This window comes from Alsobacter sp. (genome assembly GCF_059501845.1).
On sequence record NZ_JCACDK010000018.1, the window covers coordinates 934310 to 949539 of the forward strand.

At 68.8% G+C, this 15230-nt stretch carries 14 protein-coding genes; 5 read left to right on the top strand and 9 right to left on the bottom strand.

The window, feature by feature from the left end:
* Window positions 1-74: 74 nt before the first annotated feature.
* From dnaG to AC5JCN_RS19290, 3 genes are all read right to left on the bottom strand, one after another.
* On the bottom strand, window positions 75-1976 hold the full coding sequence (dnaG, locus tag AC5JCN_RS19280; RefSeq protein ID WP_495756707.1) for a DNA primase: 1902 nt from the start codon (window positions 1974-1976) through the stop codon (window positions 75-77).
* A gap of 75 nt (window positions 1977-2051) precedes the next feature.
* Window positions 2052-2381 carry a GNAT family N-acetyltransferase gene (locus tag AC5JCN_RS19285; protein ID WP_495756708.1) on the bottom strand — a complete coding sequence of 110 codons (330 nt, stop codon included), beginning with the start codon at window positions 2379-2381 and terminating at the stop codon, window positions 2052-2054.
* Between the two features lie 105 nt (window positions 2382-2486).
* The gene (locus tag AC5JCN_RS19290; RefSeq protein ID WP_495756709.1) at window positions 2487-2942 is read right to left on the bottom strand and encodes a GatB/YqeY domain-containing protein; all 456 of its coding nucleotides are present in this window, start codon (window positions 2940-2942) and stop codon (window positions 2487-2489) included.
* A 252-nt stretch (window positions 2943-3194) separates the two neighbouring features.
* Between AC5JCN_RS19290 and carA the strand changes: the two genes are divergently transcribed.
* Together carA and AC5JCN_RS19300 are read left to right on the top strand one after the other, a co-directional pair.
* A complete protein-coding gene (carA, locus tag AC5JCN_RS19295) occupies window positions 3195-4418 on the top strand; it encodes a glutamine-hydrolyzing carbamoyl-phosphate synthase small subunit (RefSeq protein ID WP_495756710.1) in 1224 nt (407 codons plus the stop codon).
* A gap of 44 nt (window positions 4419-4462) precedes the next feature.
* Window positions 4463-5155 (top strand): class I SAM-dependent methyltransferase, encoded by a 693-nt coding sequence (locus AC5JCN_RS19300; protein ID WP_495756711.1) that lies wholly within the window; start codon window positions 4463-4465, stop codon window positions 5153-5155.
* Between the two features lie 96 nt (window positions 5156-5251).
* Here the strand turns inward: AC5JCN_RS19300 and AC5JCN_RS19305 are convergent, their stop codons facing one another.
* Complete coding sequence (locus tag AC5JCN_RS19305) at window positions 5252-7069, bottom strand: ABC-F family ATP-binding cassette domain-containing protein (RefSeq protein WP_495756712.1); 1818 nt, start codon at window positions 7067-7069, stop codon at window positions 5252-5254.
* A 176-nt stretch (window positions 7070-7245) separates the two neighbouring features.
* On the opposite strand from AC5JCN_RS19305, the gene AC5JCN_RS19310 reads away from it, so the two are divergent.
* On the top strand, window positions 7246-7782 hold the full coding sequence (locus AC5JCN_RS19310) for a Dps family protein (protein WP_495756713.1): 537 nt from the start codon (window positions 7246-7248) through the stop codon (window positions 7780-7782).
* A gap of 6 nt (window positions 7783-7788) precedes the next feature.
* Here the strand turns inward: AC5JCN_RS19310 and AC5JCN_RS19315 are convergent, their stop codons facing one another.
* Window positions 7789-8841: an alpha/beta hydrolase gene (locus AC5JCN_RS19315; RefSeq protein ID WP_495756714.1), complete on the bottom strand. Its 1053-nt coding sequence runs from the start codon at window positions 8839-8841 to the stop codon at window positions 7789-7791.
* A gap of 126 nt (window positions 8842-8967) precedes the next feature.
* Entirely contained in the window at window positions 8968-10050 is a 1083-nt protein-coding gene (gene hrcA, locus AC5JCN_RS19320) for a heat-inducible transcriptional repressor HrcA (RefSeq protein WP_495757683.1), read from the bottom strand.
* 282 nt (window positions 10051-10332) lie between these two features.
* Between hrcA and rph the strand changes: the two genes are divergently transcribed.
* Window positions 10333-11046, top strand: a complete 714-nt coding sequence (gene rph, locus AC5JCN_RS19325; protein ID WP_495756715.1) for a ribonuclease PH — start codon at window positions 10333-10335, stop codon at window positions 11044-11046.
* 16 nt (window positions 11047-11062) lie between these two features.
* Window positions 11063-11707, top strand: a complete 645-nt coding sequence (rdgB, locus tag AC5JCN_RS19330) for an RdgB/HAM1 family non-canonical purine NTP pyrophosphatase (RefSeq protein WP_495756716.1) — start codon at window positions 11063-11065, stop codon at window positions 11705-11707.
* Between the two features lie 24 nt (window positions 11708-11731).
* On the opposite strand, the gene AC5JCN_RS19335 is transcribed toward rdgB, so the two are convergent.
* Genes AC5JCN_RS19335 through AC5JCN_RS19345 form a run of 3 tightly spaced genes read right to left on the bottom strand, consistent with a single transcriptional unit; the run spans window position 11732 to window position 15211 of the window.
* Window positions 11732-12712 (bottom strand): type II secretion system F family protein, encoded by a 981-nt coding sequence (locus tag AC5JCN_RS19335; protein ID WP_495756717.1) that lies wholly within the window; start codon window positions 12710-12712, stop codon window positions 11732-11734.
* A 6-nt stretch (window positions 12713-12718) separates the two neighbouring features.
* A complete protein-coding gene (locus AC5JCN_RS19340) occupies window positions 12719-13705 on the bottom strand; it encodes a type II secretion system F family protein (RefSeq protein ID WP_495756718.1) in 987 nt (328 codons plus the stop codon).
* 21 nt (window positions 13706-13726) lie between these two features.
* A complete protein-coding gene (locus AC5JCN_RS19345) occupies window positions 13727-15211 on the bottom strand; it encodes a TadA family conjugal transfer-associated ATPase (protein WP_495756719.1) in 1485 nt (494 codons plus the stop codon).
* Window positions 15212-15230 lie beyond the last annotated feature (19 nt).

Below are 15230 nucleotides of genomic sequence, written 5' to 3' on the forward strand. Positions count from 1 at the left end.
CGCGAATCGATTAACTCACCCCTAACCGTGCCGGCCTGTCGGTCCCGCCACCGTGCCGTCCCGTGTCCCCGGCGCTATGCGCCGCGGGCACCCGGGGCGCGCCCTGCCCCCTCGACCTCCGCCTCGGTCCCCTCCAAGGCGGAAATCTGCATCCTCAGGTCGCTCACCCATGCCAGATTGGACTCGTTAGGGTCCTCGGCAAGGGCAACCTCGGCCAGCCCGAGTTCGTTATGTAGCGTCCGCGCCCGCCGATGCAAGGTCATGGCCTGCCGCAGTATCTCCCTCACTGCGACGGGATCGGCTGCCGAGTCAAGGCACCATCTGACACTTGGACTGACCGCGGCGGCGAGTCTGGCGTATTCCGCCTCCAGCCCAAGCGCGGACGGAACGACGCCACCGTCCTCCAGCGCGCCCACCGCCGCGGCGTGCCCGATGGCGCGCTGCAGGGCCCGCGTGTCGGCGTGCGAAAAGTCGAGCGAGGCCAGCGCCTCGGCCTGTGCCGACAGCAATTCTGGATGGGCGAGCAGGATGCTCAGGATTAGCGCCTCGCGCGGCGACACGGACGAATGCCGGGCAAAAAGCGCGCTGCGGGCCAGGCTTTCGCTGGCCCGCGCGGGTTCGGCCGGAGCGAAGCGGCCGGGCTCGCGGTAACGGCCGCCGCCGCGCTGGTCTCGGCCACGGCCACCACCGCCAGCCTGCCGGCGCACCGGCGCAAACAGGGTGGAGAGCCGCGAGGCTATCTCGTCGCGATAGTGCCGGCGCAGATCCTCGTGGCGCACGGACGCCATGATCTCGCGCATCCGGCGTTCCAGCGCCGCCCGGCGCTCCGGCGTATCGAGCGGGCTCGACTCAACCTCCCGCGCCCAGAGCAGGTCGACAAGGGACGTTGCGCGCTCCACCACGCGGGCCACGGCGGAGGCGCCGCCGCTGCGGGCGAGATCATCCGGATCCTGCCCCTCCGGCAGCAGCGCGAATCGCAGGGATCGGCCGGGCTCCAGCAGCGGCAGGGCCGTGTCGATGGCACGGTAGGCGGCCCGGCGACCGGCCTTGTCGCCGTCGAAGCACAGGATCGGCTCGTCCGCCATGCGCCACAGCAGGGCCAGCTGGTCCTGGGTCAGGGCCGTACCCAGAGGCGCCACCGTGTTGGCGAAGCCGGCCATGGTCATGCCGATGACGTCGACATAGCCCTCCACGGCGATCACCGTGCCCTTGTCGTGGGCCGCCTTGCGGGCATTGTGGTGATTGTACAGCACCGTGCCCTTGTGGAAGAGCGGCGTGTCGGGGGAGTTCAGGTACTTGGCCGGGACGTCCTTCTCCAAAGCCCGCCCGCCGAAGGCGATGACGCGCCCGCGCACATCCGCGATGGGGAACATCAGCCGGTCGCGGAAGCGGTCATACGGGACGGCGATGTCATTGCCGGTCACCAGCAACCCCGCCTCGATCATCGCGTCGGACGTGACACCCTTGCCGGCGAGGTGGTCGCGCAGGGCGAACCTGTCCGGCGGGGCGTAGCCGAGGCCGAACCGGTCGCGCACTTCCGGCCCGAGGCCGCGGCCCTCGCAATAGGCCCGGGCCTTGAAGCCGGGCTTGGCCCGCAGCTGCTCCTGGAAGAAGGCGCAAGCGAGCGTCATCACCTCGCCGAGGCTGCGGTAGCGCCGGTCCTGCTCCTCCGCCTCGCGCGACTGGCGCGGTAGCTCAACCCCGGCCAGCCCGGCCAGCCTCTCGACGGCTTCGGGAAAGCTCAGCCCCTCCGTCTCCATCACGAAGCCGAAAATGTCGCCGTGCTTGCCGGAGGAGAAATCGTGGAAGAAGCCCTTCTGGTCGTTGACGAAGAAGGAGGGCGTCTTCTCCGCGTTGAAGGGTGACAGCCCCTTCCATTCGCGCCCCGCCTTCTGCAGGCGCACACGCTTGCCCACCACCTCCGACACCGGAAGGCGCGCGCGGATCTCGTCGAGGATGCCCGGAGGAAACTTCATGCCCCGTCATTATAGGGCCGCGCCGAGTCGGCTGGAATCCTCGGCTGGTTACGCCCGGTATCCACAGGGGGAGAGTCAGGTCCGGCGCAGGACCAGGATCTCCTCGCCGCCATCTTCGGTCAGGCCGTCGAACTCGAATCCGCGGCGCCGGTAGAAGCCGGCCGCGCGCGACTTGGGGTCCGTCGTGAGCCAGATACGCTGGGCGCCGGACCTGCGGAGCATGTCGATCTCGACCGTCAGAAGAGCCGAGCCGATACCGCGTCCCTCATCATCCGGGCTGACGAAGAGTGCCCACACTGACCCGTCGCGCGGATCATGCGCCGAGAAACCCCTGATCCGTCCGCCCTCGTCCCAGACCCGGAAACCTGGGTTGTCGAGAACCCACAGAACCTTTTCCCTCGGCACGCGGGCGGGATCCGAGAGACGATTCTCACGCACCGCGGACCGGATCTCGGTGATCGAGGGAAGATCGGCCTCCAAGGCCCGCCGGATCACGCGTGGTCGACCGTCTCAACCGCCGCTGAGCTTCGCCTTCACGGCGGCGCTGGCCTTGCCGAAATCCATCTGCCCCGCGTACTTCGCCTTCAGCGCGCCGATCACCTTGCCCATGTCCTTCATGCCGGCGGCACCCGTCTCGGCGATGGCCGCCGCGATGGCGGCCTCGGTCTCCTCGGGGCTCAGCTGCTGCGGCAGGAAGGAGGTGATGATGTCGATCTCCTCGTTTTCCTGCTGGGCGAGCTCCGGGCGACCTGCGCCGGTATAGATCGACGCGCTCTCCTGGCGCTGCTTGATCATCTTCTGCAGCAAAGCGAGGATCTCGTCGGTCCCGATCTCGCCCTTGCCGGCGCCGCGGGCCTCGATGTCGCGCTCCTTCAGGGCGGCGGTGATCAGCCTCACGGTCGCGACGCGGCGCTTGTCGCCGGCCTTCATCGCTTCCTTGAGCACCTCGGTGAACCGCTCGCGCATCCGTTCCTCCTGCCGGGCCGTGCGCAAACGCCGGCCCCGAATTGGGGAAAGTCCGGCCGAGCCGGAACGAACCCCTTGAATTGCAACGCTTTTGCCCGTCGTGCCGCGCGGTTGACGCGGCCCTGCGCCGCCCTTATTGATCCCCGCAAGCAGTGACAGCGTCCGCGACAGTCCCGCTTCCACCGGCGCCGCCGGCGGGAGAAGGGCGCGGGCGCGGCCCGATCCAGCTTCGGCGGCAGGACTAGGACGAAAATGACGACGCTTCAAGACCGGGCGGGAATGGCCCCCGCCACCGAAGGCGGCTGGCAGGAGCCGGTCGCGACCGCCGTGCTGGTTCTCGCCGACGGCACCGTCCTGGAAGGCTTCGGCGTCGGCGCCGTAGGGGAGGCTACCGGCGAGGTCTGCTTCAACACGGCCATGACCGGCTACGAGGAGATCCTCACCGACCCCTCCTATGCCGGGCAGATCATCACCTTCACCTTCCCCCACATCGGCAATGTCGGCACGAACGAAGAGGACGTGGAGACCGTCAACATGGCTGGCGAGTCCGGCGTGCGTGGCGTCGTCGTCCACACCGCCATCACCGAGCCCTCGAACTGGCGCGCCTCGCGCCCCTTCGACGGCTGGCTGAAGTCGCGCGGCATCGTCGGCCTCGCCGGCATCGACACCCGGGCGCTCACGGCGCTGATCCGCGAGAAGGGTATGCCCAACGCCGTCATCGCCCACGACCCGTCCGGCCAGTTCGACCTTCCCTCCCTGAAGGCGAAGGCTGCCGCGCTGCCGGCCATGGACGGGCTCGACCTCGTGCCGATGGTGGCCTCGACCCAGCGCTACGGATGGGACGAGGCAGCGTGGGACCGCGAAGCCGGCTACCGTATGCGCAAGGGCGAGACGTTCCACGTCGTCGCCATCGACTACGGCGTGAAGCGCAACATCCTGCGCCTCTTCGCCGAGCGCGGCTGCAAGGTCACCGTCGTGCCCCCGACGGCCACGGCCGCCGAGGTGATGGCGCTACAGCCCGATGGCGTGTTCCTGTCGAACGGCCCGGGCGACCCGGCCGCGACGGGCGAGTACTCCGTCCCGGTCATCAGGACGCTGCTGGACAGCCAGGTACCGACCTTCGGCATCTGCCTCGGGCACCAGATGATGGCGCTGGCGGTCGGGGCAAAGACCCGCAAGATGCACCAGGGCCACCACGGCGCGAACCATCCGGTGAAGGACTTCACCACCGGCAAGGTCGAGATCGTGTCGATGAATCACGGCTTCGCGGTGGACCGCGAGACGCTGCCGTCCAATGCAAAGGAGACCCACGTCTCGCTGTTTGACGGCTCCAATTGCGGCATGGCGCTCACCGACCGGCCGGCCTTCTCGGTGCAGCACCATCCCGAGGCCTCTCCGGGCCCCCAGGATAGCCACTATCTCTTCGACCGTTTCGTCGCGATGATGGCCGATCACCGCAAGCGGGCAGAGGCCTGAGGCGCTTCGCCGGATCGCTCCGGGGCCGATGCTGAGCGCATGTGATGCAGGCATGGCGTGAATTCTGGGACGGCGAGCACACGATCTACGCGGGCGAGCGCCACCGTCGCTCCCACGACCGCCTGATCGCCCGCGATCTCGCCGCGCTCCTGCCGCCCGGGCGGCCTGTCATGCTGGATTATGGCTGCGGGGAGGCCGGGCACGCCGCCGAACTCGCCCCCCGCTGCGCCCGCCTTCTGCTCTGCGACAGCGCGCCGACCCTGCGCGACCGCCTTCGCGCCAGGCTCGGCGGCATTCCCGGGATTGCCGTGCTCGCCCCGGAAGACTGCGCCCGGCTCGACGCCGGCTCGGTCGACCTCGCCGTCATGAACTCCGTGGCGCAATACATGAGCCCCGGCGAACTCGGCGGTGTCCTCCGCACTCTCCGTCCCTCGCTCCGGCCGGAGGGCCGCCTCGTCATCGGCGACGTGATCCCGGCGGCATCCGGCGCGCTCGACGACACCCTCGCCTTGCTGCGCTTCGCGAGGGAGGAGGGCTTCATGCTGGCAGCCCTCACGGGCCTCGCCCGCACCGCGGCGTCGCCCTACCGCCGGCTCAGGAACGATGTCGGCCTCACCCGTTACGGTCAGGACGACATGCTGGCGCTTCTGCACCGGTCCGGGTTCGCAGGTCGACGTCTCGCCCGCAACATCGGCCACAACCAGACCCGGATGACGTTCGAGGCAACGCCGGACTAAGCCCCGGAGCGCGGGCCTCCAGACCCACTTCTTTCAGCTCGTGGCTGCAATGCGCGTCTGAAGACGCGCGCTCCCATTCATCCGAGGCGGACCGCCTTATCCCTCCAGCTCCTCCCGCAGCATCTCCAGCCTCAGCCACTCCTCCTCGGCATGGGCAAGGTCGGCCTGCGCCTTCGACGCGGCTGCCGTGAGGCGGGCGAACGCGCCGGGGTCGCTGACGTAGAGATCGCCGTCGGAGAGCTTCTCCTGCAGGGCCGCGATGTCGGCGTGCAGCTTCTCCATCGTGGCCGGCAGGGTGTCGAGGGCGTGCTTGTCCTTGAAGGTCATTTTCTTCCGGCCATCCCGTGCAGCTGCGGCCGGTTCGGCCTTTGCAGCGGCGGGAGCCTTCGCCGCCTCGCGGGGCGCTTGCCTGGCCGTCACCCCGGCGCCGCGCTGGGCCACCATGTCGGTGTATCCGCCGGCATACTCGATCCAGCGGCCCTCGCCCTCGGCGACGACGACCGAGGTGACGACCCGATCGAGGAAATCGCGGTCGTGGCTGACGAGGATCACCGTGCCGGGGTAGTCCGCGATCATCTCCTGCAGCAGGTCGAGCGTCTCCAGGTCGAGGTCGTTGGTGGGCTCGTCGAGAACCAGCAGGTTCGACGGCAAAGCGAGGGCCCGCGCCAGCGCCAGGCGTCCCCGCTCGCCGCCCGACAGCACGCCGACGGGCGTCCGAGCCTGCTCGGGTGAGAACAGGAAGTCCTTCATGTAGCCGACGACGTGCTTGGGCTGGCCGTTGATCGTCAGCGTGTCGCCGCGCCCGCCGGTCAGGGTGGCCGCCAGCGTCTCGGTCGGGTCGAGCGTATCGCGGGCCTGGTCGAGCGTCGCCATCTGCAGATTGGCGCCGAGCTTCACGACGCCGTTATCCGGCGCCAGCATGCCGGTGAGCATCTTCAGGAGCGTCGTTTTGCCCGCCCCGTTCGGGCCGACGAGGCCGACACGGTCGCCGCGCAGGATGCGGGTGGAGAAGTTCGAGACGACCGGCTGCCCGCCATAGCCCTTGGCGATGTCGAGGGCCTCCACCACCAGTTTGCCGGAAAGATCCGCCTCCGAAACGCTGATCCTGACCGTGCCCTGCGCCCGCCGCCGCTCTCCGGCGGCTGTTCGCATGGCCGCCAGCTCGCCCATGCGCCGCACATTGCGCTTGCGGCGTGCCGTGACGCCGTAGCGGACCCAGTGCTCCTCCTCGACGATGCGCCTGTCGAGCTTGTGCGCCTCGTCCTCCTCCTGCTGCAGCACCGCGTCGCGCCATGCCTCGAAGGAGCCAAACCCCTTCTCCAGACGGCGCGTGATGCCGCGGTCCAGCCAGACGGTGGCGCGCGACAGCGTCTCGAGAAAGCGCCGGTCGTGGCTGATCAGCACCATGGCCGAGCGCATGCCGCGGATCTCTTTCTCCAGCCATTCGATGGCGGGGAGATCGAGATGGTTGGTCGGCTCGTCGAGGAGGAGGATGTCGGGATCAGGCGCCAATGCCCGGGCGAGCGCCGCCCTCCGGGCCTCGCCGCCGGAAAGCCTGCCCGTCTCTTCCTCGCCGGTCAGGCCGAGTTCGTTGAGCAGGTAGCGGGCGCGATAGGGGTCGTCACCCGGTCCCAGCCCCGCCTCCACATAGGCGAGTGTGCTGGCATGGCCGGCGAGGTCGGGCTCCTGCGGCAGGTAGCGGATCGTGGCCCCGGGCTGGGCGAAGCGGGTGCCGCGGTCGGGTTCGACGAGGTCGGCGGCGATCTTCAGGAGCGTCGACTTTCCCGAGCCGTTACGGCCGACGAGGCAAAGTCTCTCCCCGGGCGACACGGAAAGCCCGGCATCGACGATGAGCGGGGTGCCGCCGAAGGTGAGCGCGATCGACTGGAGCAGAAGCAGGGGGGGCTGGGCCATCGCCCGGCATGTGGCAGATCGCCATGGCCGGTGCAAGGGCGGCGGGACGGGATGGGCTGTCATGCAACCGCAAGCGGCGCCGTGCGTTGATAACCCGCATGCGCTGGGCTCCGGTCCACGCCCCATCTCTCCAGAGCTGGCCGCGATGCGGCCTCCCCCTACCGAAGGAGCCTCTCGTGGCCAAGGCCAAGACCGCTACGCGCGACAGCACAGCCTCCAACCTGCTCACCCCGACCGACTTGGCCCCCGAGGGCGTTAAGGCGATCGCAGAAGCACTGAACGGCGTGCTGGCCGACAGTTTCGCGCTCTACATGAAGACCAAGAACTATCACTGGCATGTCAGCGGGCCGCATTTCCGCGACTACCACCTCATGCTCGACGAGCAGAGCGCGGACATCTTCGCGACCACCGACGAGCTTGCAGAACGCGTGCGCAAGATCGGCGGCACGACGCTGCGCTCCATCGGCCATGTCTCGCGCCTGACCCGCATCCAGGACGACGACCGGGAGTTCGTCGATCCCGCCGACATGCTGCGGTCACTCGTCGCGGACAACAAGGCTGTCGTCGCCGCGATGCGCGAGGCGCACGAGGTCTGCGACGAGCACGAGGATGTCGCGAGCGCGAGCCTGCTCGAGAACTTCATCGACGCAGCAGAAAAGCGCGTGTGGTTCCTGTTCGAGGCGAGCCGGGCGGCCGACGCCAGCGGCCACTGAAGGCCGTCAGGCGGCCGTGCGCCTGGCGCTGCGCGTGACCCTCGCGACCAGCGCGTCGAACCCGGCGAAAAACTGGGCGCGAAGAGGGTCCCGCTCCATCATTATCTCGTGGCGGGCGTCCGCCACGGGCACGAAGACCCCCTGCCGGAGCCGGGAGGCAAAGCGCTCGGCGGCCGGTGTGGCGGTGACCCGGTCCGCCGTTCCGGCACAGACGAGCAGCGGCACGGCGATCCGGGACGGTGTATCCGCCGCCTGCAGGCGCTTCATGACGCGGAATGCAGCATCAAGCCACCCGATGGTGGGCTTGCCCAGTCCCAGTTCGGGCGCCGACGCAATGATGCCGGACCAGCGCAGGAAACGGTCGGCGTCGGACGACAGGATGTTGTCGTCGATGAACGACCCGCCGACGGTCGCCTGGCGCGTCCGTCCGGGGATGTAGGAGCTGTTCAGCCCCGCCGCTGCGAGGGCACTGCACAGGCCTTCGGCGAAGGGCGGCTTCAGCGCGGGCGACAGCGCGATCATGGGCGCCGTCACCGCTGCGGCGTCGACCAGGTTTGCAGTATCCGACAGGCCTTCGAGCAGCACGGCGGCGCCCATTGAATGGGCCACGGCGACCAGCGGGCCGGGCTGGCTTCGCGCGATGCGCAGCATGGCCGTCAGGTCGCGCCGATAGGCGCGAAAATCGTCGACGTGGCTCTTGCGCGGGTCGGGCAGCAACCGCTGCGAACCACCCTGGCCGCGCCAGTCGAAGGTCAGCACGCCAAAGCTGCGTTCGCGCAGATCGTCGATGACTTCGAAATATTTCTCGATCTGGTCGCCACGGCCCTGCAGCAGCAGCACCGTCCCCCGCGCACGCCCGCGCGCCGGGAACGCTGCCGCGCGCAACGCCACTCCGTCCGTCGCCTCGACGATCTGCGTCCGCGCTCCGTCGGGTACCGGGTTCTCGTGAGTGCCGACGAGTGTGTCCCTCGCCCCGCGCAATCCCGGGATGGGCCGCACAGCCTGGAACCCCGATGCCAGCGGAGCTCCAGGGACAGCTTCGTGGGTGGCGTCGAACATCGGCGCGGGTCACTCCGGTCAAGCCGGGCAACCCGGCGTCATCACAGCGTCACGAGATGTGGGGCAAGGAAGTGTCACACTCAAGCCCTGCGTGCATCAACGCGGGCCGATGGTGTGCGCGTCGTTTCAGCGCCCGCCTTCAAGCAGCTTCGAAACGACCTTTGCCGTGTAGTCGACCATCGGCACGATGCGGGCATAGTTGAGCCGCGTCGGGCCGATCACGCCGAGCACGCCGACGATTTTCTGGCTGGCGTCGCGGAATGGCGCCGCGATCAGCGACGATCCCGACAGCGAGAAGAGCTTGTTCTCCGAGCCGATATAGATGCGCACGCCCTCGCCGGTCTCGGCGCGGCCCAGGAGGTCGATCACCTCCTTCTTGGTCTCGAGGTCGGCGAAGAGCAGGCGGATCCGCTCGAGATCCTCCATGGCGTGGAGGTCTTCCAGCAGGTTCGCCTGGCCCCGGACGATGAGCTGGCGCGCTTCGGCCTCACCGGCCCAACTCGCGAGGCCATTCTCGACGAGCCTCGCGGTCAGCGTGTCGAGCTCGCCCTCGGCGCGGCGCCGCTCATCCTCGATCTCACCGGAAAGGTCGGCCAGCGTCTTGCCGCGGATGCGCTCGGACAGATAGTTCGAGGCTTCCTGCAGGGCGGAAGCCGGCAGGCCGGCCGGGAGCTCGATCACGCGGTTCTCGACCGAGCCGTCCTCGCCGACGAGAACGACGAGGGAGCGGCCGGGATCGAGGCGCACGAACTCGATGTGTCGCAGCCGGAGCGCGGCCTTCGTGGTGGCAACGACGCCGGCACCCCGCGACAGGCCCGACAGCATGGCCGAAGCCTCGGCCAGCAGCTGCTCGACGCTGCGGCTCTGGGCCGAGGCGCGCACCTGCGCGTCGATATGGGCGCGCTCCTCCTTGGAGAGGTCGCCGACTTCGAGGATGGAATCGACGAAGAAGCGCAGCCCGCCCTCGGTCGGCAACCGCCCGGCGCTGGTGTGCGGCGCGAAGATCAGGCCGGCTGCCTCGAGATCGGCCATGACGTTGCGCACCGAGGCGGGCGACAGCGCCATCGGCAGGATCCGCGAAATGTTGCGCGACCCTACCGGCTCGCCTGTGGCGAGGTAGCTCTCCACGATCCGCCGGAAGATCTCCCGCGACCGGTCATTGATCTCGACCAGCGGTCCGCCCGCAGGTGTCATGACGTCCGCCCGCATCGTGTTCGCCCCGATGATCCGCTGTTCCGCCATCGCGCCACTCGCCTGCGCCGGATCGGCGGCGCAGCGGCGCGACACCGGCGGCTCGCCCGGAAATGGGCGGGCATTGAGTGTGGGGGTCGCACCCGCCGCGATCAAGTGTGATGGAGCGCCGGGGCTCGTGGGCCGCTTTAGCCGAGAGCGCGTCCGGAGACGCGCGGTTGGTCGCGCAGGAGAGGCGGCACGCTTGCGGTTCACGGAAGCGGGCCCTACAACGCCGGTCTTTCCCGCCGGAGCACACCCATGAGACCGTCCCGCCGTGCACACGACGAACTGCGCAAGGTGAGCCTGGAGCGCGGGGTGGCGCGCTACGCCGAAGGCTCCTGCCTGGTGAAGTTCGGCGAGACCCATGTGCTGTGCACGGCGAGCCTCGAGGAGCGCGGCCCGCCATGGCTGCGCGGCACCGGCAAGGGCTGGGTGACCGCCGAATACGCCATGCTGCCGCGCGCAACGCACGAGCGCACCCGCCGCGAGGTGACGTCCGGCAAGCCGTCGGGCCGCACGCAGGAGATTCAGCGCCTGATCGGGCGGTCGCTCCGGGCCGTCGTGGACCTCTCGGCGATCGGGGAAAAGCAGATCGTCGTCGACTGCGACGTGCTGCAGGCGGACGGCGGCACCCGCACCGCCGCGATCACCGGCGGCTGGGTGGCGCTGCACGACTGCCTGCAATGGATGAAGGGCCGTTCCATGCTGTCGCGCGATGCGCTGCGCGACCATGTCGCCGCCATCTCATGCGGCATCAGCAACGGAACGCCCGTGCTCGACCTCGACTACGCCGAGGATTCAGCCGCCGAGACGGACGCCAATTTTGTCATGACCGGCTCCGGCGGCCTCGTCGAGGTGCAGGGCACGGCCGAGGGCAAGCCCTTCTCGGAGGAGGAGTTCCTGGCGCTGATGAAGCTCGCGCGGCAGGGCGTGTCCCGCCTCGTGGAGCTCCAGAAGCTGGCGACGATGTAGCCGGGACGCTTCAGCCATGGCCAGACAGCTCACCGGCCGCATCGTGGTGGCCACCCACAATCCCGGCAAGCTCGTCGAGATGAACGACCTGCTCGCCCCGCATGGCGTCACGGCCGTGTCCGCCGGCGAACTCGGCCTGCCCGAGCCGGACGAGACCGGCACGACCTTCGTCGACAATGCCCGTATCAAGGCGGAGGCTGCGGCGCAGGCCACGGGACTGCCCGCGGTCTCCGACGACTCCGGCCTGTGCGTCGCGGCGCTCGACGGGGCGCCGGGCATCTACTCGGCCCGGTGGGCCGGACCCGGGAAGGACTTTCGCGCCGCAATGGAGCGCATCGAGGCGGCCCTTCGCGAGCGTGACGCCTTCGAGCCGGAGGACCGGCGCGCCTGGTTCGTCTCGGCGCTGTGCGTGGCCTGGCCCGACGGGCATGTCGAGACCTTCGAAGGACGGGTGGACGGCACGCTGGTCTGGCCTCCGCGCGGCGAACGCGGCTTCGGCTACGACCCGATGTTCCTTCCCGACGGCTTCGACCGGACCTTTGGTGAGATGGAAAAGGTGGAAAAGCACGGGCTGCCGCCGCTCGGCCTCGCCCTGTCCCACCGTGCGCGAGCCTTCATCATGCTCGAGAAGGCCTGCCTGTCGGTGCCCGACGCGGACTGACGGCGCAATCCGGTCTTGCACTCGTCAGTTCCAGCCGAACACCTGGATGACGGCGGGGACCAGGATGACGATCAGCAGCACGGGCAGGAAAAACAGGATCATCGGCACGGTGAGCTTGGGCGGCAGCGCCGCGGCCTTCTTTTCGGCCTCGTTCATGCGCTGGTCACGGCCTTCCTGCGACAGCACGCGCAGCGCCTGCCCGAGCGGCGTGCCGTAGCGCTCGGCCTGTACCAGCGCGGTCGATACGCTCTTCACCACGTCGATGCCGGTGCGCTTGGCAATGTTCTCGAACGCCTGCCGGCGGTCCTGAAGGAAGGAGAGCTCGGCCGTTGTGAGCGACAGCTCTTCGGCCAGCGGCACGGATTGCGAGCCGATCTCCTGCGCCACCTTGCGGAAGGACTGCTCGATCGACATGCCGGATTCCACGCAGATCAGCAACAGGTCCAGCGCGTCTGGGAAAGCGAGGCGCATCGAGGCCTGGCGCTTGGCGATGACGTTGCGCAGGAAGATCTCCGGCAGCTTGATGCCGAGGAAGGCGCCGCCCAGGGCCACCGCGCCCTTGACGAAGATGGGCTGTTCCGTCTGCCAGATCAGGAACGCATAGATGGAGGCGCCAGTGAAGCAGATGATCGGCGAGATCAGGCGGAAGAACAGGAAGCCGATCTCGGCCTGGGGACCGCGGTAGCCCGCCATCATCAGGCGTTCCTTGGCGGTCTCGGTGCCGAGCCATCGTCCCAGCTGGAGCTGGTCGACAACGCTCTTCATGTACTGCTTGGGCTGCTGGCGCAGCGTCGGGCGGGCCTCGTTCTGGCGGTTCAGCCGCTCGCGCTCGCGCGCCCGGATCTGGTCGCGCTCCGAGGCCACCGCCTTCATCCGCTTCGTCAGCGTGTCGGATTCGAGCAGCGGCATGGCAAGCGTCAGCACGGTGGCCGCTGCCGCGACGGCGGCGAGCACCATCATCAGGAACTTCGGGTCGCCGAGCTTGATGACGAGCTGGTCGAGCATGGCGCCTCAGATGTCGAAATTGATCATTTTGCGCATCACAAGCACGCCCATTACCATCATCACGCCGCCGATGCCCATCCAGATCCGGCCGTGGATCGTGGTCCAGAGCAGCTCGATGTAGGCGGGGCTGGAGAGGTAGACGAGCACGCCGACGACGATCGGCAGCGAGCCGATGATGGCGGCCGAGGCCTTCGCCTCCATCGACATCGCGCCGATCTTGCCGCGCATCTTCTTGCGCTCGCGGATGACGCGGGACAGGTTTGCGAGCACCTCTGAGAGGTTGCCGCCCGACTTTGACTGGATGGCGATGACGATGCCGAAGAAGTTGGCTTCCGGCACGGGGACGCGCTCGTAGAGCTTGCCGACGGCATCCGCCATGGGCAGGCCCATCGCCTGGTTCTCGACGATGGTCCGGAACTCGCTCTTCACCGGCTCGGCGGACTCGTTGGCGATGATGCGCAGGCAGTCGCCCAGCGGAAGGCCGGAACGGATGCCGCGCACGATGATGTCCATCGCGTTGGGCAGCTCGTCGATGAACTTCTTGATGCGCCGCTTGCGGAGGAACCCCAGCAGCCAGCGCGGCACGCCGAAGCCGCCGATGAAGAGTCCCGCCAGCGCAGCGAACGGGTCGCCAGACGCCACGAACGCGAAGGCTGCAAAGACGAACCCGATGACGGCGCTGATGACGAGGAACTTGCGCTTGTCCCAGTCGAGGCCGGCCTGCGCGACCCGCTTCTCGAAGGTCATCTTGGTCGCGGCCCGCTGCTTGGCCTCGACCTCCTTCAGACTCTGGGCGATCTTGTCACGCCGCTGGTTGGCCGAGACGGCGGCTGCCCGCGAGGCCTGCTGGTTGCTCCGCCCGTCGCCGACGAGCGCCTTCTGCCGCTGCTCGGCGCGCTGGCCGCCCATGAGCCAGGGATAGGCGAGCGCATAGGCGGCCGCGCCCACCGCGACCGCGGCAAGCGCGCCGACGGCGAGCCCGTTCAGCGCCATGGCGTGTCTCCGCTGGCGACGTCAGCCGACCTTGGCATCGTCGGCGACCTCCATCGCGTCGAGAGCCGCGGCGAGCCGCTTCTCCTCGCCGTAGTAGCGGGCACGCTCCCACATGCGCGGCCGGCCGATACCGGTCGAGGCATGCCGGCCGATCAGCCTGCCGTTCGCGTCCTCGCCGGTGATGGCGTAGACGACGATGTCCTGCGTGATGATCGTGTCGCCTTCCATCCCCATCACCTCGGTGACATGGGTGATGCGGCGCGAGCCGTCGCGCAGTCGGGCCGCCTGCACGATGACGTCGACCGAGGAGACGATCATCTCGCGGATCGTGCGAGAGGGCAGGGCGAACCCGCCCATGGTGATCATGGATTCGATACGGCTCAGTGCCTCGCGGGGTGAGTTGGCGTGCAGCGTGCCCATCGAGCCGTCATGGCCCGTGTTCATCGCCTGCAGCAGGTCGAACGCCTCGGGTCCGCGCACCTCGCCGACGATGATCCGCTCGGGACGCATACGCAGGCAGTTCCTGACGAGGTCACGCATGGTGACCGCGCCGGAGCCTTCCAGGTTCGGCGGACGCGTTTCGAGGCGCACCACGTGCGGCTGCTGCAGCTGCAGTTCCGCCGCGTCCTCGCAGGTGATGATGCGCTCGTCGTCGTCGATGTAGCGCGTCAGGCAGTTCAGCAGCGTCGTCTTGCCCGAGCCCGTGCCGCCCGACACCACCACGTTGCAGCGCACGCGGCCGGTGATCTTCAGGATCTCGGCGCCTTCCGGCGAGATCGAGCCGAAGCGGGTAAGCTGGTCGAGAGTGAGCTTGTCCTTCTTGAACTTTCGAATGGTGAGGGCGGCGCCGTCGATGGCCAGCGGCGGGGCGATGACGTTGACGCGCGAGCCGTCCGGCAGGCGCGCGTCGCAGATGGGCGAGCTTTCGTCGACGCGGCGGCCGACCTGGCTGACGATGCGCTGGCAGATGTTCATCAGCTGCCCCTGGTCGCGAAAGCGAACATTGGTCAGCTGGATCTTGCCGGCGACTTCGATGAAGGTCCGGTCGGGGCCGTTCACCATGATGTCGGCGATGTCGTCGCGGGCCAGCAGCGGTTCGAGCGGCCCGTAGCCGAGCACGTCGTTGCAGATGTCGTCGAGGAGCTCTTCCTGCTCCGCGATCGACATCACGAGGTTCTTGAGCGCGATGATCTCGTTGACGATGTCGCGGATTTCCTCGCGCGCCGCGTCCGTCTCCAGCTTCGACAGCTGGGAGAGGTCGATCGCCTCGATGAGGGCGCCGAAGATCGTGCTCTTGGTGTGGTAGTACTCCTCCGACTTCGCCCGGTCCGGCACCACCGTGCGCGGCGCGGCCTGCGACACGGCGGCGTGGGACGCCGGCGGTGCCGCAGACACGGGATCCGGCGCGCGCGCGGGCGTCGGCGCGGGCGCGACGGCGGGCGCCGCCGCGGGGGGCGGGGCGGCAGCCGGTGTAGCCGGATTGACCTGGGTGCGCTTGCCGAACATGCGACTCTCTAGCGTATCC